Raw genomic sequence first — 20176 nt, forward strand, 5'->3', positions numbered from 1 at the left:
GCTCAGGACGAACGGCAGAAGGGACAGGTTTGGGATGAGCGGGAACAGAAACAGGCTCATTTGCGCGCCTCCGCAATACCGTCCGCAAGTCCGGCTGCCCATTTGGTGATGTCCCCTGCCCCGAGGCAGATGATCATGTCCTGCGGCTGAGCCACTTCGGCCAGCCGCGTCGCCAAGGCCTGCTGGTCCGCAACCGTCTCGGCAAGCCGATGACCGCGCACCTTCAGTCCGTTGACCAGAGCATCGCTGTCGATGCCCTCGATCGGGTCTTCACCGGCAACATAGACCGGCGTCACCAGCACCATGTCGGCGTCGTTGAAGGCACCTTGAAATTCTTCCATATGATCGCGCAAACGGGTGAAGCGATGCGGCTGGACGACAGCGATCACGCGGCCTTGCGCGCCTTCGCGTGCAGCAGACAGCACGGCCTGGATTTCGACCGGATGGTGGCCATAGTCATCGATGATGGTGATACCGTCAACTTCACCGACCTTGGTAAAGCGCCGCTTGACGCCGCCAAAGTCATCAAAGCCCTTGGCGATCTGCTCGTCGGTCATGCCCATTTCAAGGCCGACGGCCACCGCAGCAATCGCGTTCTGGACATTATGGCGGCCAGGCATCGGCAATGTGATATTCTCGATGGTTCTCGTTTCGCCATCACGGTCGCGCACGACCACGTCAAAGCGGTTGCCACCGGCGATCGGGGTGACATTGATACCCTTGACGTCGGCCTGAGCGGAAAAACCATAAGTAATGATCCGCCGGTCGCGGATGCGGGTCAGCACCGCCTGCACTTCGGGATGGTCGACGCACAGGATCGCGGCGCCGTAAAAGGGTACATTCTCGATAAACTCGACGAAACTGTCCTTGATCTTGTCGAAGCTGCCATAATGATCGAGATGCTCGGCATCGATATTGGTAACGACCGCGATCGTGCCGTCGAGCCGCAGAAAGCTGCCGTCGCTTTCGTCGGCTTCGATGACCATCCACTCGCCGGCACCAAGCCGTGCGTTGGAACCATATTGGTTGATGATGCCGCCGTTGATCACGGTCGGATCGATACCGCCCGCATCCAGCATCGCCGCAACCATCGAAGTGGTCGTGGTCTTGCCGTGGGTTCCGGCGATCGCAATGGTCGATTTTAGCCGCATCAGCTCGGCGAGCATTTCTGCCCGGCGGACAAGGGGTATCCGGTTAGCCAGCGCTGCCTCCACTTCGGGATTGCCGCGCTTGACCGCCGTTGAAGTCACCACCACCGCCGTGCCTTCGACATTTTCTGCATTCTGGCCGATTTTAACATCAATGCCCTTGGCGCGCAGGCCGTCAATTACATAGCCTTCGGCAATATCGCTGCCCTGTACCTGATAGCCCATATTGTGCATCACTTCGGCGATGCCCGACATGCCGATGCCGCCGATGCCGACGAAATGGATCGTACCGATATCTGTGCCGACACCCTTCACTGTGCATCATTCCTTGCCAGTGCTTCCTTGCGCGACGATATCATTTTCTGCTGTTCCTTCTTCACCTTCATGGTCTTTCCCAGAGGCGAGGTGCCGATGCTTTCGACCAGATCGGCGAGATCGTTGACCGCTTCCGGCCGACCGCATTTCGCCGCAAAGCGCGCGGCATTTTCCAGCGCGCCGGGTTGCAGCGCCATTTTCTGCATCTGCTTGGCCAGTTCCTTGGCGGTAAAGCGCGACTGCGGGATCGAACGGGCGCCGCCGGATGCGACCATTTCTTTGACATTATATGTCTGGTGATCATCCATCGCGCTTGGCAGCGGGATCAGGATCGCCGGACGGCCCGCGGTGGTCAGCTCGGCAATCGTAGAAGCGCCAGCCCGGCCAATTACCAGATGCGCCCAGCCGAGACGCTGGGGCAGATCCGGCAGATAGGTCGCCAGTTCCGCCGGAATATCATGTTCAGCATATTTGGCCCGTACGCGCTCGATATCGTCCTCGCGGCATTGCTGGGTGATCTGCAGACGGCGGCGCAAATGCATCGGCAGCATTGCCATAGCATCCGGGACAACATCGGAAAGGATCGAGGCACCCTGGCTTCCGCCGGTCACCAGCACCCGGAAAATACCTTCTTCGGACAGTGGCGGATAGGGTTCTTCGCGCAGTGCGACCACTTCCTCACGGACCGGATTTCCGACCAGATGGACTTTTTCCTGATATTTCGGTTTGATCCGCAGGACATCTGGATAAGCGGTGGCAATCGCATTGACCGAACGCGCAGCGAGCCAGTTGACCCGGCCCAATACCGCATTTTGTTCGTGGACGATGGTCGGAATATTGCGGCTATTGGCCGCGAGCAGCGCAGGATAAGCCGGGTAACCGCCAAAGCCGATGATCGCCGATGGCTGGAATGTTTCGTAAAGCTGCATCGCCATGCGGCGACCTTTGAGAATGGCGCGTGTACCACCGACCCAGCTGCGCGGATTCTTGGTGATACGGCCGGCGGGAAGAACATGGACCTGTCCTTCATCGACCATGCCGGGAATTTTCTCGCCGCGCGCATCGGTGATCAATGCCACGCGATGGCCGCGCAAGACCAGCTCCCGCGCCAGCGCATAGGCCGGGATCATATGCCCGCCGGTGCCGCCAGCCGCGAGCACATAATGTTTGGAAAAACTCATACCGCTATCCGTCCCTGCTCGGGCCATGCCGAGCCATATTGTGAACGGTCAAGATACGGGTTCCGTCGGGTAAATGCGAGCAAAAGTCCGATACCGATGCACAAAGCCAATATCGACGAGCCGCCGTAGCTGATCAGCGGCAGGGTCATGCCCTTCGACGGGAAAAGCTGAAGATTCACCGCCATGTTGATTAGAGCCTGTCCGCCGAACTGGGCAGTCAGGCCGGTTACGGCGAGAATGATGAAATTATCCTCTTCGTCGAGCAGACGGAGGAAGACCCGGACGATGATCGCGAGAAAGACCAGCGCGATGGCCATGCAGGCCAGCAGACCGAATTCTTCGCCGATGACCGAGAAAATATAGTCGGTGTGCGCCTCGGGCAGCTTGAATTTGGCTGTGCCGAGCCCCGGCCCGGTGCCGAGCAGGCCGCCACCGGTCAATGCCTTGTGTGCGAGCATCACCTGATCAAATTCGTCGCCGCCGAAAAGCCAGGCGTTGATCCGGTGGGTTGCAACGGGGTAAAGAAAATAGGCTCCGACCAGCCCGCCGACACTGCCGATACCGACCGCCGCGATCAGACGCGCCGACAGACCGGATACGGTCATCACCGCGAACCAGATACCGCAGATAAGGATAGTCTCGCCAAGGTTCGGCTGCATCAGCATCAACACCGCGATAATCCCGGTCAGCACGACGGACAGGGAAATCACCGGCAAGCCGGGGTCCTTGATCCGCAGCGACAGCAGCCACGCCAGCGCGACCGCATAAAGCGGCTTGAGAAATTCGCCGGGCTGGATAGTTGCAAAACCATAGCCGATCCAGCGCTGCGCGCCGTTGACGGATTTTCCGAACACCGGCACGAGGAACAGCAAGACGATCGCCGCAACCGCGCCGAGGATCGCAAACCGCCGGGCCTGTTCCTTCGGTAGCATCGAAACCACCAGCATCAGCGGGACACCGACGATCACCCAGCCAAGCTGGCGATAGAAATAATAGAGCGGATCGATCTTGACCGTATCGCTGCTCAGTTTCAACGCCGTCACCGGCGAAGCTGCGGCAACCGCGATCAACCCGATCGCCACGAGAGTGAGGATCAGTCCGAGAAGAACCCGGTCGAGTTCCCAGAACCAGATCGCAAGCGGCGAACGGTCGCTGCGACCAAGGCGCGACTGCAATTGAAAGCGCTTCTTTTTGAGGGCTCCGGCAATTTCAGGCGGGCTGTTTGAGGCGCTCATTGAATCACCTCACTGTTCGCGGTGCCGATCAGATCATTCTCGATCACCGAATTGACTGCCGTCCGGAAACATTCGCCGCGCGCTTCAAAGTCGCGGAACTGGTCGAAAGACGCGCAGGCTGGCGACAGCAGAACCACTTCGCCGGGCCGGGCGTTGGCGGCGGCCTGCTGCACCGCCGTCAATATCATTTCGCAGGATTCGACCGGCATTTTATCCGCCAGCAATTTTCCGAACATCGGGCCGGCTTCGCCAATCGTGTAGGCTTTCACAACATTCCGGTAGAAAGGCTCGCATTCGGTCAGCGTATCGCTCTTCGGCAAGCCGCCGAGAATCCAGTGGATTTTCGGATAGGCACCAAGCGCGGGACCGGTGGAAGCAGGATTGGTTGCCTTGCTGTCGTTGACGAACAACACGCCACTGGCTTCGGCAACCCGCTCCATACGATGGGCCAGGCCGGTGAATGACTCCAGCGCCGGACGCCATTGCTCTTCGGCAATCCCGAGCGCTTCGACCGTGGCAACCGCGGCAATGACATTTTGCAGATTATGCGGTCCCTGCAACGAGGGCCAGTCGGCTTGTCCGTCGATTTCCGCACTGCTGGTGTCAATGATATTCTGCACCCGGCCAAGATCGCGTAAACCTTGCAGAGCCAATCGGGTCTTCTCATCCGCGCTGGCAAAAATGGCGACATGGTCGGATCCCAGCATGTCGAACAGACGCGCCTTTGAGGCGGCATAGCCGTCAAATCCGTCATAGCGGTCGAGATGGTCGGGGCTGATATTGAGCAGCAGCGCGACATCGCAATCGAGGCTCTGGGTCAGGTCAATCTGGTAACTGGAAAGTTCAAGGACATAGACCCCGCCCTCCGGCAGCGGTTCCTGCGACAGGATCGGAACCCCGATATTCCCGCCCATCAGACTCGGCACGCCGGCGCTGGCCAATATATGATGGATCAGCGCAGTGGTCGTCGACTTGCCGTTGGTCCCGGTAATGCCGACAACCCGGTGCGGCGGCAAATCGTTGCGGGCTTGCGAGAACAGCTCGATATCACCGATGATCGGCACGCCATCGGCAGCTGCCTTTTGCGCAATCGGCTGGCCGTTGAGCGGCACGCCGGGAGACACGACAATCGCGTCATAACCGGTCAGGTCCGATGTCAGGGGATCTGCGATAGTCGCCTTGTCCGCCACGCTTTCGCGCAATTCTTCGCGATTGTCCCAGGCCAGCAATTCCGCTCCGCTTGCATGCAGGCTTTCGAGCGCTGCCATGCCGGAACGGGCCAGTCCAAGTATGGCATAGCGTTTGCCGGCAAAGGCGGAAGAGACGATCATCTCAGCTTCAACGTCGCCAATCCGGCAAGCGCGAGCACCAGACTGATGATCCAGAAGCGGATCACAATGGTGGACTCGGACCAGCCAAGCTGTTCGAAATGATGGTGGATCGGCGCCATGCGAAACACGCGGCGACCGGTACGCTTGAAGAAGAAGACCTGAACGATGACCGACACGGCTTCGAGCACGAACAGCCCGCCAACCAGTGCCAGCACGATTTCATGATGGATGGAAACGGCAATCGCACCCAGAGCGCCGCCGAGTGCGAGACTGCCGGTATCACCCATGAACACCGCAGCCGGGGGTGCGTTGAACCACAGGAAGGCGAGACAGGCACCGATCACGCAAGCGCAGAAGATCGCCAGTTCGCCCGCTCCGCGCACAAAGGGGATGCCGAGATATTCGGAGAAAACGGCGTTGCCGGACAGATAGACAAGAATAAGGAAAGTAGCGCTGGCGATAACCACAGGCATGGTGGCGAGACCGTCGAGACCGTCGGTCAGATTGACCGCGTTACCCGCTCCGACAATGACGAACATCGCGAAGGGAATATAGAAATAGCCGAGGTCAATCTGCACATCGTTGAAGAAAGGCACATAGAGGCTGGTGCCGATCTGCTGGACGATCAGCCAAGTGGCGAAACCGGCGATGATGAATTCCAGCAGCAACCGGACCCGGCCCGGAATACCCTTGTGGCTGGCTTTGCGGACCTTGTCATAATCATCCATGAAACCGATCGCGCCAAAGCCGAGCGTCACGAAAATACAGGCCCAGACGAACATATTGCTGAGATCCATCCACAACAGCAGCGATGTCACCACCGAAATCAGGATCATCAGACCGCCCATGGTGGGTGTGCCTGCCTTTTTGAGATGGGTGATCGGGCCGTCCTCGCGGATCGGCTGCCCCTTCCCCTGCCGCATCCGCAGCATGTTGATGAATTTGGGACCGATCAGAAGACCGATGAACAAGGATGTGGATATCGCTGCACCCGAACGAAAACTCAGGTAGCGAAAGACATTGAATATGCCTTCGAATTCAAGCCATTGGGCCAGTAAATAAAACATCAATACTCCCCGTTCACCAGCGCAGAAACCGCCGATGACAGCCCCAGATAATTTGACCCCTTGATCAAAAGAACGTCCCCGTCGCCGATCAATTTTGCCGCCTCGGTCAATGCCGCTGCAGCGTTCTCGCAATGTGACATTTTCACGCCCTGATCAAGGCTCTGTTCAAGTTTCGCGGCAGTATGTGCCATATCGTCGCCGACCAAAATGATCGCAGCGGCTCCGCAGAGCAAAATGTCATCAGCCAGTGCGGTATGAAATTGCGCCGACTGGTCACCGAGCTCTCCCATAGCACCGAGAATGAGGATTTTCCGACCAGTGCACGGTTCGACGGTAAAATGTTGCAAAGTGGCCTTCATCGACGCCGGATTGGCATTGTAGCTCTCGTCGATAATCAGGGCTTTTCCGCCAGATTTTAGCGATATGTCATGTCTGCGGCCGCGTCCGTCAATGCCGCTCATTTCAGCAAGCGACAGGCCGGCAGAGGCAAGATCGCCACCAACAGCGCGCACGGCGGCGAGAATGGCCAGTGAATTGGACACCCAATGGCGACCGGCTTCGGCTATCGTGAAGCACAGACTCCGGTCTCCCAGCCTGGCCGTGACCAGAGAGCCGCCCCGAGGAGCGGCAACAACATCAACAGCGCGGACATCGGCGCCATCTTCAAAACCGAAGGATATCACATGGGCGGCATAGCGCTCAGCCGTCTTCTTCAACCGCTGGAAATACGGACTCTCGTGCGGAATGATCGCTGTGCCACCGGGCATCAGCCCTTCAAATATTTCGGCTTTGGCATCGACAATGCCTTGCTCGCCATTGCGGAAATTGCCGATATGCGCCGGTGCAATAGCGGTGATGATCGCGGCATCGGGTCGCACCAGACGGGTGAGCGCGGACAGTTCATTTGCGTGGTTCATGCCCATTTCGAAAATGCCGAACTTTGTGTCTTCCGGCATGCGCGACAGGCTTAGCGGAACCCCGACATGATTATTATAGCTTTTGACCGACCGGTGCGCCTTACCAAAGGAGCAGCGATCCAGTGCGGCATATAGCGCTTCTTTGGTGCCGGTCTTGCCGACCGACCCCGTTACCCCGATGATCTTGGCATCGGTGCGTACCCGCGATGCTTTTGCCAGCATATCCAGCGCCTCGACCGTATCGGGCACCAATATATGGGAGCCCTCGACCGGTTCGCTGACGATCGCACCGGCAGCGCCCGACGCAAAAGCCTGTTCGACGTGCAGATGGCCATCGCTATGCTCGCCCTTGAGCGCGACAAACAGATCGCCCGGGCCAATTTCGCGTGAGTCAAAGGCAACGCCATTGACGGAAAATTCGGTACTCGCCTTGCCGGCGGTCGCTTCCGCTATTGCGGCAGATGTCCATAATGCGGTCATAGCGCCTGCGCTCCGGCGCATTCTCTCGCCACTTCAACATCGTCAAAGGGAATCACACGGTCGCCAACGATCTGACCCTGTTCATGGCCTTTGCCGGCAAGCAGGATAATATCCTGCGGACCGGCCATTTCGACGGCCTTGGCGATGGCCGCACGCCGGTCGGCGACATTATCGGCACCGGTTGCTCCGGCCATGATCTCAGCGCGGATCGCTGCCGGATCTTCACTACGCGGATTGTCGTCAGTGACGATGACATGATCGGACATTTCAACCGCGATCTTGCCCATTTCCGGACGCTTGCCCGTGTCACGGTCGCCGCCGGCACCAAATACCGTGATCAGCTGCCCGGTAACATGGGGCCTCAACGCCTCGATCGCGGCGCGCAAGGCGTCCGGCGTATGCGCATAGTCGACATAGACCGGCGCACCGGCGCGAGTGATAACCGCACGCTCCATACGGCCGCGCACCGGCTGCACCCGCTGCATATGATCGAGTATATTTTCAAGCTTCCCGCCGCTTGCCAGCACGATGGCGGCCGAGAGCAGGATATTTGCCGCCTGATAGGCACCAATCAAGGGCAGCGAAATGCGGTGGGTGTTGCCGTGCGCCTTGACCATCAACACCTGGCCCAAATGGGTCGGAGTCTGCGACATCAATTGCAGCGTTGAACCCTTTTCCCCGACCGTCAAAATCTCGAGCCCGCGATCCATCGCGCGCTTGATGACCTTGTCCGACCATGGATCGTCATCGGCCCAGATGACCGCGGTCCCGTCGCTCGCGACAACCTCGTCAAACAGACGCATCTTGGCTTCGAAATAACTGTCCATATCGCCATGATAGTCGAGATGGTCCCGGCTCAAATTGGTGAACGCACCGATCCGGACCGGCAAACCTTCGGTGCGATATTGTGACAGGCCGTGGCTTGACGCTTCAAAAATCGCGTGACTGACCCCTTCACGGGCCAGACCGGACATATTCGACAGGAATGTGACAATATCGGGAGTGGTCAGTCCGGTCTTGATCTGGTCATCGGCAGTGGTGACACCGAGCGTACCGATCGACGCGCTGTTATAGCCATCCATCCGCCACAGCTGCCGGGTGAGCTCTGCGGTTGATGTCTTGCCGTTGGTTCCGGTTACGGCAGCGACATTGGCCGGTGTCGGCGTGAAATATCGGGCCGCCATCCGGGCAAACAAACGCCGGGGCTCCTCGTCCATAATGTGGACGAGGCCATCGACCTGTGCGCCGGGACGGGCAACCACGGCAATGGCACCAGCGGCAACGGCGGCTTCGATAAAGTCTTCACCATTGAATTTCGCGCCCCGGAAAGCGCCAAATATATTGCCCGGCGCGATCTTGCGGTGATCAATGGCCAAACCGGTGACCGGCTGTTCACCGGCCTCCCCGCTCAATCCTGGCACCAGACTACTCAATTGCATCATTTTGCTCTTTGGATGTGGCTTTCGGCTTCCAGAGCAGCGGCGTCAACTCCGACACATCGACATCGCGATGCTCATCCGGAATGACGCCCAGCATCGGACCGACGCGCGGGACGAGTTTTCGTACGATCGGCGCTGCGTTCCAACCAGCAGTGCGCTGGAAGGAAGTTTCCGCCGTGCCCTTCGGCTCGTCGAGCATGGCGATGACAATATAGCGCGGATTATCCATCGGAAAGGCAGCCGCGAAGGTCGAAACCAGCGATGTTTTATTATAGCCGCCCTCGGAAGGCTTTTCTGCCGACCCTGTCTTGCCGCCAATCCGGTAACCCGGGGCGTCAGCGTTGCGACCGGTGCCGTCAGAGACAATCATCCGGAGCAACTGGCGCATCCGGGCGCTGGTCGCTGCCTTGAATACCCGGCGCCCTTTGGCCTCCTTGCCCGGCTCCACTTTGAGCAATGTCGCCGGCCGCCAGATGCCGCCATTGACCAGAGCCGCATAGGCGCTGGCGAGATGGAGCGGGGTTACGGCGATACCATGACCATAAGCGACGGTCATATTGGTAACTCGTCCCCAGCTTCGCGGCCAGAGCGGGAAGCCCCGTTCAACCAGTTCAATATGGGGCCGCTCGTCAAAACCGAGCCGCCGGAACATATTTTCCATGGCCTCCTGGCCCAGATTATCCGCGATCCGCGCGGTAACAATATTGGAACTGTGCACCAGGGTTTCGGGCACGTTCAGATAACGTCCCTGACTGTGATCATCCTTGATCGTAAAGCCGCCGATTTTAATCGGTTCCATCGCATTATACCGAACCGCCAGATCGGTGACGGTCCCGGCGTCCAGAGCCGCCGCGATAGTCAAAGGCTTGAACGTAGAACCCAGTTCGAACACGCTCTGGGTGACCTCGTTATTCTGGTATTTCATCGACGCCCTGCGAATTTTGTTGGGATCGAATAGCGGCAAGGATGCCAGCCCCATCACTTCCCCGGTCTGGACATCCAGGATTATTCCCGCAGCGCCGCGCGCTTGGGTCATGATCATGGCATCCTGAAGTTCGCTTTCGAGCGCTGCCTGCACCCGGCTGTCGATCGACAATATTGTCGGCGTAGCACGCAGACTCTTGTCGACAAGGCGCTCGTTGAGCGCCCGTTCCATACCCATTACACCATTGCCGTCGGCATCGACATAACCCAGTACATGCGCTGCCAGCTCACGCTGGGGATAGAGGCGCTCGTCCTCGCGGGGAAACTCGATTCCGATTTCACCCAGCGCATGGACCTGCTTGACCTGCTCGGGCAGCGCCCGACGGCGAAGATAGGTCGGATGGGAGCCGTTCAATTTTTCCAGAAAATCTACCGCGCTTGTGTCCGGGAAAATCGATGCCAGTTGCCGCGCTAATGTCTCTTTGTCACCAAGCAGCCGGGCCGGTACGACGCGCACAGCATAGCCGCGCATCGTCCGCGCCAGAGCAACGCCGTTGCGGTCGACAATATCGCCGCGCGGCGGAATGAAGGCACTGCTGGATGCCCGATAGGGAGCCGCATCTTCCAGGATCGTGAGACTGACCAGTCGTCCGACGATGATGGTGAAAGCGGCGAGGAAAACCAACAGCAATATCATCAGCCGGAAATGCGCGCTGACGGTTATTTCCTTGGCCTTTCCCGAAAACTGCACCTTCTTGCTGTTGGCCAGAAGTGTCGTCATTCGGCCAGACTTCCGATTTTTTCTGCTATAGCCTTTCGACCTAGATCGCGGACGAGGCCGTCATCCAGCAATTTGTCTTCCAGATGCGCGACCCGGGCCGTTCGGCTCTGTAAGCCGCCGCCCCGACCGAGATCACTGCTTGTTGCCGCGCTCGCCAGCTGCTCATGGCTACCGATTGCGCTGCCGTCGGCATTGCGGTCCTGCGCTTTGGCAGTGCCGAACACCGAACCGATAATGCCTGCAGGCTGTATGCCATCCATCGAACTGAGCACAGCGACCCGAACCGGCTTGCGCAAGTCTTTGCCACCGAGATTTGCAAGCGCTCTCTCGCCATCCAGATATTGTGCGGCAACCGGCGATGCATAGCCGAATTCGAGCTTGTTCCATTCCTCGAGTTGACGCAGATTGGCCCGCGCGCTGAATTCTGTTTCTAGATAGCGGATGTCCTTCTTGACCTCGACGATCTTGCGGTCAGTCCGCGCGAGATCACTGCGCAACGTCGCGACGCTGAGCGAAAGCGGATATAGCAAAATCGCCACCAGAAAAACCAGCGCGAGCCATCCCATTCCTTCAAGACGCTTGAATGCCAGCATTACGGCTGACCTCCATCTTCGCAAGGCGCGTCGGTACGCACCGCTGATCTGAGGGTGGCGGAGCGGGCCCGGGGATTAAGGGCCTGCTCCGCTCCGGCCGGACGCACCGCTTTGGCTGGTTTATGAAAGGTGGGTGCCGGTCGTATTTCGTTAACTTGGGGAAGGTGGCGAGAACCGGCAGACTTCTGTCCACCGCGGTCCCGTAGAAAATTTTTGACGATGCGATCTTCGAGACTGTGGAAGCTCACGACAGCCAGACGGCCACCGGGCTGCAGCAGTTTTTCTGCCGCGGCCAGACCGTCTTCGAGTTCGCCCAATTCACGATTGATATGGATGCGGATCGCCTGAAAGGTCCGCGTTGCCGGATCCTTCTTGTCGCCTGCGCGAAAGCCCAGTGCTTTTCTGACCACTTGCGCCAGTTCGGACGTGCGGGTCAGCGGGCGCGCTTCGACAATCGCCTTTGCGATCCGCCGCGAACGGCGTTCCTCGCCATAGCGATAGATCACATCGGCGATCACTTCCTCGTCCGCTTCATTGAGGAAATCGGCCGCACTTTCGCCATCACGGGCCATACGCATGTCGAGCGGCCCGTCTTTCTGAAAGGAAAAGCCACGCTCGGCCTGATCCAGCTGCATCGAGGACACACCGATATCAAGCGTGATGCCGTCGATATTCTCGTCGACCAGAACGTCCGCCATTTCCGAATAGAGCGCGTGATGGAGGTGCAGATTGCCATCGGAGCCATCAACCATCGCCTGGCCCGCCGCGATCGCATCGGGATCCTGGTCAAAGGCATGAACGATCGCCCCTGCCTTGAGCATTGCCGCGCTATAGCCACCCGCTCCGAATGTGCCATCGACATGCGTTTCGCCGGGGGTAATGGCGAGCGCGTCGATCACTTCGTCGAGCAATACGGGGACATGGCGTGCGGCTGCAGAAAGGGTCACTTCTGTTTCCCTCCGCTTTTCTGCCCGGCTTCTTTCAGATGATGTTCGACCAATCGGCGATCGACCGGGACGTCGTCAGTTGTGTCGAGCAATGTCTGCGGATTCCACAGACAGAAGGTCGTGCCAATGCCGTGAAAGAGGACATTGCCTTCAAGATTGCCGATTTCCCGCAACTGTGGTGGCAGGATGAAGCGGCCACTGGCGTCAAAGCTGAGGTCCTGCAGCGAGGAAAATTTCCGTGCGCCTGCAGCATCTTTGTCAAAACTGTCGCCGCGCGCAATCGCCGCTTCCCACTGCTTGTCAATTTCGGTGAGCATATCGGCTTTGCGGCTAAGCCCGAAGCCGACGAGGCAATCCCATTTTTCATGGGTACCGAGGCAAAGGGTGCGGCCATCGCTGCTTTCAACCAGGTTTTTACGCAGAAAGGCCGGCACCGACAAACGACCTTTGTCGTCTATCGCCGATATTGCAGAGCCTGAATATGCATATGCACCTGACACAGCGGAAGTACCTCACCCCGACCGGAAGCAATAATCTCCCCGCTTCAGAAGCGCGCTTTCCAGCGCCCTTCCGGAAACAACATCCCGGACAGGAAGAATACCCCGATAACAAAACAGGGTTATCAGGGGATGGTCGGGGATGAAAGGGGATTTTACGGGATTTTATGGGTACAAATGTTTAACATGTTGAAATATAGTTACTTTAATTTTTACCCAATTGATTTTCTGGTCGAAGCACCTGCGCTTAGTGTCTGGAAACGCCCAAAATATCTTCATTTCTTGCTGACAATAGAGTCAATATGCTCCTCCACCAGAGAATCGATAAAGCGTCCGGCACCGCTATTCTGCGGCGAACGAAGAATAGATTCCGGCCAATATGCCGAATTCAGGAAATCCGCGTCGGCAACAATCGAAGCCTGCCCCTGCCCGACCGAACATCGGGCGATAAAATCACCGCTGCCCATTTTGCAGCGCACATTCGGAGCAGAGCTTGCCGTCATTGGCATGAGCTTGCCTACCCCCCGGGTCGTGAAGGAATAGCTGCCAAAACTAAGGTCGACGGCGTCCGTGCTCCTGTCAGCGTCAGCGACCAGTTCCAGCCCCCAGTGTCCGAGCAACGGGGAGAGCAAGCCGCTGGCCAAAGGCCGCCGCGTGTCTCCAAGAGGCAGTTCGGACGGCCACAACAGATCCGGATCGGTAAGAATGATGACATCACCGCCCATTCGGACCCAGGCATCGAGAATGGTCAGGTCGGCCGGATCCATCGCGCGCGGCTGGGCCAGAATGACGATATCCGGATCATCCTGTGCGAGATTTTCCAGACTGTCGACCGCCGCTATGTCATATCGGTCCAGCCAGTAACGATAGATTGGCGCCGGCTCCGCGTCACCCGACAGGATGGACTCCATCGACGCATTGTCGCCCCAGACCAGCGGCAGGCTGGTCATCAACTGGATGCGCGGTCTGGGTTGATTGCTGTCAGGCGGAGAGTCCGCCGCGCTGCATTGCGTCAGTACCAATAGCGCCACCATGGCGGACGGGAGCGTCTGCCAAAAGCCCGCCAACTATTCCCGCTCCCGGTCCATCGGTGCATCCAGATTCGGATCGGGCTTCAAATCGGGGACGGTCTGTCCCGGAAGATTTGCAGAAGGCAATCGCACATCCGCTTTCCCGGTTCCTGTTGCCGGCGCCGGAGTGAGACCCAGTTCAGCCAGCGGTTCCGCCGGTTTTTCTTCCGGTTTGCTGGCAAGCGGAGCAGTTCTGCCCGTCCCTTCGGCCTGCATTTCCTCGAGCACCGTCTGTTCGTGGCTGGCCCGCTGAATCACGAAATTGGCGATGCTGACCAGCAACAGCACGGCGGCCAGACCGATCACACCCACCTGGATGCGCTGCATCGTGTCCTGGCGACCTGAAGCTTGCGCCTTCTTATCCATCATTGTCGAGCCAAGGGAATACCGGCAGCCCCTTTTCTCTGAGCCATGCAGCGTTGTAGAGCGAGGATAGATAACGGAAACCGGTATCGCAAAGGATCGTCGCAACCCGGCTGCCGGGCCCCAGCTCCTTCCCCAGCGCGATCGCGCCGGCAACATTGATACCCGATGACATGCCGAGGCAGAGTCCTTCATCCATCAGCAGCCGTTCGACCCACACCAGTGCTTCCTCGTCGGAAATGCGATATTGCCTGTCAATCGGCGCATCTTCCAGATTGCCGGTGATCCGGCCTTGGCCGATGCCTTCGGCAACGCTGCTGCCTTCGGACTTAAGTTCGCCATGCGCATAATATTCGTAGAGCGCCGCACCATGCGGGTCGGACAAGGCGATCGTGATATTTTCGTCTTTCGCCTTCAGCCCCATTCCGACGCCGGCCAGCGTGCCGCCGGTGCCGACTGCACAGGTAAATCCGTCAATCTTGCCATCCATCTGCTCCCAGATTTCCACAGCAGTCGTCTCGATATGGGCGCGGCGGTTGGCGACATTGTCAAACTGGTTGGCCCAGACGGCGCCTTCAGTTTCTTCGGCAATCCGGCGCGATGTGTGCACAAAATGGCACTGGCTGGAATAAGGCGCAGCCGGCACCGTGATCAGTTCCGCACCAAGCGCGCGCAGCGTATCCATTTTTTCCCGGCTCTGGGTTTCCGGCATGACGATGGTCGATTTATAGCCTTTGGCATTGGCGACCAAAGCGATACCGATTCCGGTATTGCCAGCGGTCCCCTCGACAATCCGTCCGCCGGGCTTGAGTTGCCCGCGTTCTTCCGCGTCCTGAATGATGAACAGCGCCGCGCGGTCTTTCACCGAGGCGCCGGGATTGGCAAATTCGCACTTGCCGTAAATGTCGCAACCGGCTGCTTCGCTCGGGCCGGAGAGGCGGACAAGCGGCGTATTGCCGATCAGTTCGAGTGTGTTTGGAATGATGCTCATAGAGTAATACATAGTGCGGGCGATTTCGCGCCGCAAGCTTGAAGCCTTTTCAGGGTCGATAGCATTGCTTTAGTCGCGCTGCCGACGCCGCTGATTCCGGAAAATTGCCGGTACGCAGGACAAGATTATCATGCTAGGCCGATGGAAACTTCTGGCTTGTAATAAGGAATGATAACAACATGTTCGAGAAAAAATATGAATGTTTCGATGTCGAAATAGAAAATGGCGTCGCCCATATCCGGATGAACCGGCCGGAAAAACTCAACAGCATGAACCGGGCATTCTGGAACGATCTGCCGGAAATCGTCGAGGATATCGATATCAATGCCCGGGCACGGGTCATTGTGATCAGCTCCACCGGAAAGCATTTTTCCGCCGGCATGGACCTGTCGGTTTTCGCTCCGCAACCGAACAACAAGATCGATGGCGCGGACAAGCATGTGCTCGCGGAAATGTTCCGTTCCAACGTCAAACGCATCCAGCACAGTTTCAACGCGCTGGAAGAAGCGCGCATACCCGTATTATTCGCGCTTCACGGTGGCGTCATCGGCGGGGCGATCGACATGATCAGCGCCGGTGATATCCGCTGGTGCACCAAGGATGCGATTTTCTGCATTCAGGAAACCAATATCGGCATGACAGCGGACGTCGGTACTTTCCCGCGCCTGCAGCGCTATATTCCCGAAGGCTGGGTCAAGGAAATGGCCTATACCGGCCGCCGGATAGACGCCGCCAAGGCGAAGGAAATCGGCTTGGTCAACGATGTGTTCGAGACACAGGAAGAATGTCTCGCCTATGTCATGGCAACCGCGAAAGAAATCGCCTCCAAATCGCCGCTGGCGGTTACCGGCTGCAAGGTTCTGATCAACTATGGCCGCGACCATAATACAGCGGATACGCTGGACTATATCGGCGTCTGGAACGCCGGCATGTTCCCGCCCTCGCATATTCAGGAAGCCGTCGCCGCGATGGGCGAGAAGCGCGAGCCGGACTTTCCCGATCTATTGCCTCTAAGAACAACGGCGCTGTAGTTTCGCGCGCAATCCATCGATGATAAATTTTGTATATGCCCTGATCCCGGTGGTCCTGATCACCGCATTGGGCTGGCTGCTGGCGCACAGGAATTTCCTGCCCGCCGATGGCTGGCGCGCGATCGAGAGATTGGTCTATTTCATATTTTTCCCGGCCCTGATCATCAATGTTCTGGCGACCGCCTCTTTTGATGTTGCTCCTTGGGCGATGGTGCTGGTGCTGATCGGATCACAATTTACGCTCGCAATATTCGGGCTGACCGCCAAACGTGCCGATGACGGACCACGAAAAGGGTCGATTATCCAGTCCAATGTCCGCTGGAACACCTTCGTCGGTCTGTCCATGGCCAGCGCACTGTTCGGCGAACCGGGGCTTGCCCTCATGGCCATCGCCGTCGCGGCCCTGACACCGACAGCCAATGTCATTTCGGTGCTGGCATTGACCCATTTCGCTGAAGATACGGGAGCTAAAAAGCCGCATGTGATGATGGATATGATCCGCAATCCGCTGATCATCGGTTGCGTGATTGGGATTGCGCTCAATCTGCTGGGCATTGCGCCGACCGGCATTGCCGAGAAAACACTGGATATATTGGGTCAGGCCACGCTTGCCCTCGGCCTTCTCGTGGTCGGCGCGGCGGTTGATCTCGAGGCTTTCAAGCGAGCGGGCCGCACCACTTTGACATGGTCGGCCGTGCGCTTGCTAGGCTTGCCACTCGTGGCTTTGGCTGCGGGACTGCTCTTCAACCTTCCCGCAGACAGTCTGGCGATTGTCCTGATCGCCGCCGCAACGCCAACCGCCAGCAGCGGCTATATATTGGCGCGGCAACTGGGCGGCGATGCGACTTTGTCGGCCAATCTGATCGCGGTGCAGACGGTGTTTTCAATATTGTCCATGCCCGCGATCTACGCGCTCTATTTGCTGACGTTAGGCTGAAAAGCCCGCCTTATTCCCTTTTAGCTTAGGTCGAATTTCTCCGGCACCAGTTTCGCGAGGATTTTGTCGCAGCCCTCATTGTTGCGCTGAAAGCAGTCATGCGCTTTCATCGCTTCAAAATGAGCGACCAGCACTGGCCAGCGGGATTTGTCCGGCAGACCGGCCAGCATCTCTGTCTGGGCGATCTGTGCCGCGACCGAAATGTCGGCGATCGTGATACTATCGCCTATGAAATGGGAACGCCCATCGAGATATTGCTCGAGATAATCCCACAGCGGCGGCAGTTTTTCATTCCACGTCGTGCGCGCCGTTTCGAGATCGGGTGCCTTGCGCTGGAAAATATTGAAGATGATCGGTCGGAACAGTCCCAGGCCACCGGTCATCGCCAAGCCGGTATCGGCATATTCCTCCAGCCACAGCGCGCGCCCATGGTCGAACGCATCAGCAGGATAGACAGCAGGGTCCGGCTGCCGTTTCTCCAGATAGCCGCAAATCGCCGAGCTGTCGGTGATCGTGCCGGCGGGCCCGTCTTCGGCAATGTCGCGGTCCCGCAGCGACGGAATACGTCCTAACGGACTGATCTCCTTATACCAGTCCGGCATGCCCATAACATTGACATCCTCGCAATCATAATCGAGCCCCTTGAGCGCCATCACCGCCTCGACCTTGCGCTGGAAGGGGGACAGAGGCGAGCCGTAGAGGACGAGGGATGCGGTCATGGGGGTGTTTTCCTTCAATTATCTGTAAATCCGGACGGTACAAAATTTCATACTCCGCCCAAATATTCTATTTACATCTTCGCGCACCTATTTTCTTTAGGTGACGTTGATATATCCTAAGTTTTTAACAATCACATCATCGACGTCCTTAGCACCAACCCAGCTAATTGGTTTCAAACGTTCTCCCGCGCTGTTGCAAAAGCCTAGTTGGAACCATGCCGACGACTGACCAATGTCTCCATTAGGAAGCGAATAAAGTACTGTGACCATGAGATATGGAGAAATCCCGTCGCGCCGACCATTTCCAAATTCACTGGGTTCTAAAAAAATCAGTTCCTGATCCTTGGATGTGCCTCCTGGAAGGACAGTTATATCGGAATGATAGCCGCGATCAAAATCAACTAAACCTTTTGCAATCTTACTAAATTCCTTTTTTGAATTACCGTATCTGTAACCTAGATAGTGCCCAAAGTTCGCATTTCTTGCAGGCATACCTCCAATGTTTTTCACGATGACATTACAGGACAAGGTGATCGATTTCTCATCACGCAGACCCCAGTCAAATTCTAAATCTACGTCGAGCCAAGGCCTTTGGGCGTTCTCTGCGATATCGTTTGCCCTGATCATCGCATCCGTTGCGTGACCGGTATCTTCCACAGCCTTCAGTGTGGCATCAAGAGTTCGCTTTACGAACCAGACCCCGATCGCTGTGATTGCAACTGTTGCCAATGTTGCAAAGAACATTAGCATTGCCCAAAAAACCATATCCTGCTGCGCAACAAGATCTTCCCGAGCAATACTATCTGATTGTAGAGTATGTGAAACAGGCGGTGCAAGTTTTGCAGCTAATAACTCTTGTGACTGGCCGCTTTTCACGAGGTTCTCTTTTTTGATGTCTTGCAAGGGCACCTTGATCTTATTTGTCATACAGAATCCTCACCGCATCCGCCGCTCGCTTTGCCAGCGCCCTTGCCGCATCCGTATCCGCTCCGGTCGCCAGCGCAACCGCCATCCGCCGGTAAGGCCGCGTCACCGGCTTGCCGAATATCCGCACGTCGGTTTCTGCGCCCTCGCTGCCCAGCGCCAGCGCTTCCGCCACGCCGGTAAATTCGAAATGCTCGCTGTCCCGGTCCGCCAGGATCACCGCGCTGGCGCTGGCTGGTGCGGTTAGCGCGATATGGGCGACGGGAAGCCCCATGATGGCGCGAGCGTGAAGGTCGAACTCGCTGAGATTCTGGCCGATCGAGGTGACCATGCCGGTATCGTGAGGCCGCGGGCTGAGTTCGGAGAAGATGACCTCGCCCTGCTTGGTAACAAAAAACTCGACCCCGAACAGGCCCCAGCCCTTGCCATTGCCACCCAGATTTTCGACGACCTTGCGCGCCATATCCTGCGCAGTCGCTAACGCTGCATCGGTCATAGCCGCCGGTTGCCAGCTTTCCTGATAATCGCCGCGTTCCTGCCTGTGGCCGATGGGCGGGCAAAAGAGCACGCCGTCACGTGTCCGCACGGTCAGCAGGGTGATCTCATAATCAAAGTCGATAAATTGCTCGACAATCACCCGCGCCCGGTCGCCGCGCATATTGGCGACTCCGTATTCCCACGCTTCCTCGAGTTTGTCGGCGCTGTCGACCTTGCTTTGCCCTTTGCCAGACGAGGACATCACCGGCTTGATCACCAGCGGATAACCGATGTTCGCTGCCGCGCTGGCGACCTCTGCAAAACTCTCGGCATAATGATAGCGCGACGTGGTCAGGCCCAGTTCCTGCGCCGCGACATCGCGGATCGCGTCACGGTTCATCGTCAGCTGGGTGGCGCGCGCCGACGGCACAACGTGATAACCCTCGGCCTCCATATCGGCCAATATTTCGGTGCGAATGGCTTCGACCTCGGGAACGATCAGGTCAGGCTGATGCTTTTCAATCGCCGCGCGCAGTTTCTTGCCGTCGAGCATCGAGAATATTTCGCGACCGTCCGCCACCTGCATGGCGGGGGCATCGTCATAGGCATCGCAGGCAATGACGTAAGCGCCGAGCCGCTTGGCCGAGATGGTAAATTCGCGGCCCAGTTCGCCGGAGCCGAGGAGGAGGATTTTTTTTGTGAAGTTCATGGGGGCGTTATGTTGGGATCGGTGAAAGGGTGCAAGACACAATATATCCTCCCTGAAGCAAAGCTTCGGGGAGGGGGACCGCGCGCAGCGTGGTGGAGGG

Annotated in this window: 19 protein-coding genes; 2 read left to right on the top strand and 17 right to left on the bottom strand. The window is 57.8% G+C overall.

Annotated features, from left to right (window positions below; genetic code table 11):
- Positions 1-56 precede the first annotated feature (56 nt).
- The 14 genes from murC to AAC060_RS14385 form a co-directional block, all read right to left on the bottom strand.
- The gene (gene murC / locus AAC060_RS14320) at positions 57-1463 is read right to left on the bottom strand and encodes a UDP-N-acetylmuramate--L-alanine ligase (RefSeq protein ID WP_339827378.1); all 1407 of its coding nucleotides are present in this window, start codon (positions 1461-1463) and stop codon (positions 57-59) included.
- Positions 1460-2644, bottom strand: a complete 1185-nt coding sequence (gene murG / locus AAC060_RS14325; protein ID WP_339827381.1) for an undecaprenyldiphospho-muramoylpentapeptide beta-N-acetylglucosaminyltransferase — start codon at positions 2642-2644, stop codon at positions 1460-1462. The genes murC and murG overlap by 4 nt, the downstream gene beginning before the upstream one ends.
- Positions 2641-3879 (bottom strand): putative peptidoglycan glycosyltransferase FtsW, encoded by a 1239-nt coding sequence (locus tag AAC060_RS14330; RefSeq protein WP_339827384.1) that lies wholly within the window; start codon positions 3877-3879, stop codon positions 2641-2643. Before AAC060_RS14330 ends, murG begins: the two co-directional genes overlap by 4 nt.
- A complete protein-coding gene (gene murD, locus AAC060_RS14335; protein ID WP_339827387.1) occupies positions 3876-5210 on the bottom strand; it encodes a UDP-N-acetylmuramoyl-L-alanine--D-glutamate ligase in 1335 nt (444 codons plus the stop codon). The genes AAC060_RS14330 and murD overlap by 4 nt, the downstream gene beginning before the upstream one ends.
- Positions 5207-6277, bottom strand: coding sequence for a phospho-N-acetylmuramoyl-pentapeptide-transferase (gene mraY / locus AAC060_RS14340; protein ID WP_339694309.1), 1071 nt, complete (start codon positions 6275-6277; stop codon positions 5207-5209). Before mraY ends, murD begins: the two co-directional genes overlap by 4 nt.
- Entirely contained in the window at positions 6277-7674 is a 1398-nt protein-coding gene (gene murF, locus AAC060_RS14345; RefSeq protein WP_339827390.1) for a UDP-N-acetylmuramoyl-tripeptide--D-alanyl-D-alanine ligase, read from the bottom strand. Before murF ends, mraY begins: the two co-directional genes overlap by 1 nt.
- Positions 7671-9113 (bottom strand): UDP-N-acetylmuramoyl-L-alanyl-D-glutamate--2,6-diaminopimelate ligase, encoded by a 1443-nt coding sequence (locus tag AAC060_RS14350; protein WP_339827430.1) that lies wholly within the window; start codon positions 9111-9113, stop codon positions 7671-7673. The genes murF and AAC060_RS14350 overlap by 4 nt, the downstream gene beginning before the upstream one ends.
- Positions 9100-10818 (bottom strand): penicillin-binding protein 2, encoded by a 1719-nt coding sequence (locus AAC060_RS14355; RefSeq protein WP_339827393.1) that lies wholly within the window; start codon positions 10816-10818, stop codon positions 9100-9102. The genes AAC060_RS14350 and AAC060_RS14355 overlap by 14 nt, the downstream gene beginning before the upstream one ends.
- Positions 10815-11411 carry a colicin transporter gene (locus tag AAC060_RS14360; RefSeq protein ID WP_339827396.1) on the bottom strand — a complete coding sequence of 199 codons (597 nt, stop codon included), beginning with the start codon at positions 11409-11411 and terminating at the stop codon, positions 10815-10817. Before AAC060_RS14360 ends, AAC060_RS14355 begins: the two co-directional genes overlap by 4 nt.
- The gene (rsmH, locus tag AAC060_RS14365) at positions 11411-12358 is read right to left on the bottom strand and encodes a 16S rRNA (cytosine(1402)-N(4))-methyltransferase RsmH (protein WP_339827398.1); all 948 of its coding nucleotides are present in this window, start codon (positions 12356-12358) and stop codon (positions 11411-11413) included. Before rsmH ends, AAC060_RS14360 begins: the two co-directional genes overlap by 1 nt.
- Complete coding sequence (locus tag AAC060_RS14370; protein WP_339827401.1) at positions 12355-12792, bottom strand: division/cell wall cluster transcriptional repressor MraZ; 438 nt, start codon at positions 12790-12792, stop codon at positions 12355-12357. The genes rsmH and AAC060_RS14370 overlap by 4 nt, the downstream gene beginning before the upstream one ends.
- A 338-nt stretch (positions 12793-13130) precedes the next feature.
- Positions 13131-13922 (bottom strand): hypothetical protein, encoded by a 792-nt coding sequence (locus AAC060_RS14375; RefSeq protein WP_339827403.1) that lies wholly within the window; start codon positions 13920-13922, stop codon positions 13131-13133.
- A complete protein-coding gene (locus AAC060_RS14380; protein WP_339827405.1) occupies positions 13923-14294 on the bottom strand; it encodes a hypothetical protein in 372 nt (123 codons plus the stop codon). It abuts the gene before it with no gap.
- Positions 14284-15279: a cysteine synthase A gene (locus AAC060_RS14385; RefSeq protein ID WP_339827407.1), complete on the bottom strand. Its 996-nt coding sequence runs from the start codon at positions 15277-15279 to the stop codon at positions 14284-14286. Before AAC060_RS14385 ends, AAC060_RS14380 begins: the two co-directional genes overlap by 11 nt.
- 179 nt (positions 15280-15458) lie before the next feature.
- On the opposite strand from AAC060_RS14385, the gene AAC060_RS14390 reads away from it, so the two are divergent.
- Positions 15459-16310, top strand: coding sequence for a crotonase/enoyl-CoA hydratase family protein (locus AAC060_RS14390; RefSeq protein ID WP_339827409.1), 852 nt, complete (start codon positions 15459-15461; stop codon positions 16308-16310).
- A gap of 19 nt (positions 16311-16329) precedes the next feature.
- Positions 16330-17247 carry an AEC family transporter gene (locus AAC060_RS14395; RefSeq protein WP_339827411.1) on the top strand — a complete coding sequence of 306 codons (918 nt, stop codon included), beginning with the start codon at positions 16330-16332 and terminating at the stop codon, positions 17245-17247.
- A gap of 20 nt (positions 17248-17267) precedes the next feature.
- Here the strand turns inward: AAC060_RS14395 and AAC060_RS14400 are convergent, their stop codons facing one another.
- From AAC060_RS14400 to purT, 3 genes are all read right to left on the bottom strand, one after another.
- Positions 17268-17966, bottom strand: a complete 699-nt coding sequence (locus tag AAC060_RS14400; protein WP_339827413.1) for a glutathione S-transferase family protein — start codon at positions 17964-17966, stop codon at positions 17268-17270.
- A 96-nt stretch (positions 17967-18062) separates the two neighbouring features.
- Entirely contained in the window at positions 18063-18893 is an 831-nt protein-coding gene (locus AAC060_RS14405; protein ID WP_339827415.1) for a hypothetical protein, read from the bottom strand.
- Positions 18883-20076: a formate-dependent phosphoribosylglycinamide formyltransferase gene (gene purT, locus AAC060_RS14410; RefSeq protein ID WP_339827417.1), complete on the bottom strand. Its 1194-nt coding sequence runs from the start codon at positions 20074-20076 to the stop codon at positions 18883-18885. The genes AAC060_RS14405 and purT overlap by 11 nt, the downstream gene beginning before the upstream one ends.
- Positions 20077-20176 lie beyond the last annotated feature (100 nt).

Source organism: uncultured Parasphingorhabdus sp. (genome assembly GCF_963975555.1).
In the GTDB taxonomy this organism is placed as follows: Bacteria; Pseudomonadota; Alphaproteobacteria; order Sphingomonadales; family Sphingomonadaceae; genus Parasphingorhabdus.

What these genes read in the sequence shown, in the direction of transcription:
- murG (WP_339827381.1), bottom strand. Translation starts at nt 2,644, where the DNA reads ATGAGTTTTTCCAAACATTATGTGCTCGCGGCTGGCGGCACCGGCGGG.
- AAC060_RS14330 (WP_339827384.1), bottom strand. Translation starts at nt 3,879, where the DNA reads ATGAGCGCCTCAAACAGCCCGCCTGAAATTGCCGGAGCCCTCAAAAAG.
- murD (WP_339827387.1), bottom strand. Translation starts at nt 5,210, where the DNA reads ATGATCGTCTCTTCCGCCTTTGCCGGCAAACGCTATGCCATACTTGGA.
- mraY (WP_339694309.1), bottom strand. Translation starts at nt 6,277, where the DNA reads ATGTTTTATTTACTGGCCCAATGGCTTGAATTCGAAGGCATATTCAAT.
- murF (WP_339827390.1), bottom strand. Translation starts at nt 7,674, where the DNA reads ATGACCGCATTATGGACATCTGCCGCAATAGCGGAAGCGACCGCCGGC.
- AAC060_RS14350 (WP_339827430.1), bottom strand. Translation starts at nt 9,113, where the DNA reads ATGCAATTGAGTAGTCTGGTGCCAGGATTGAGCGGGGAGGCCGGTGAA.
- AAC060_RS14355 (WP_339827393.1), bottom strand. Translation starts at nt 10,818, where the DNA reads ATGACGACACTTCTGGCCAACAGCAAGAAGGTGCAGTTTTCGGGAAAG.
- AAC060_RS14360 (WP_339827396.1), bottom strand. Translation starts at nt 11,411, where the DNA reads ATGCTGGCATTCAAGCGTCTTGAAGGAATGGGATGGCTCGCGCTGGTT.
- AAC060_RS14380 (WP_339827405.1), bottom strand. Translation starts at nt 14,294, where the DNA reads ATGATGGATAAGAAGGCGCAAGCTTCAGGTCGCCAGGACACGATGCAG.
- AAC060_RS14385 (WP_339827407.1), bottom strand. Translation starts at nt 15,279, where the DNA reads ATGAGCATCATTCCAAACACACTCGAACTGATCGGCAATACGCCGCTT.
- AAC060_RS14390 (WP_339827409.1), top strand. Translation starts at nt 15,459, where the DNA reads ATGTTCGAGAAAAAATATGAATGTTTCGATGTCGAAATAGAAAATGGC.
- AAC060_RS14395 (WP_339827411.1), top strand. Translation starts at nt 16,330, where the DNA reads ATGATAAATTTTGTATATGCCCTGATCCCGGTGGTCCTGATCACCGCA.
- AAC060_RS14400 (WP_339827413.1), bottom strand. Translation starts at nt 17,966, where the DNA reads ATGACCGCATCCCTCGTCCTCTACGGCTCGCCTCTGTCCCCCTTCCAG.
- AAC060_RS14405 (WP_339827415.1), bottom strand. Translation starts at nt 18,893, where the DNA reads ATGACAAATAAGATCAAGGTGCCCTTGCAAGACATCAAAAAAGAGAAC.
- purT (WP_339827417.1), bottom strand. Translation starts at nt 20,076, where the DNA reads ATGAACTTCACAAAAAAAATCCTCCTCCTCGGCTCCGGCGAACTGGGC.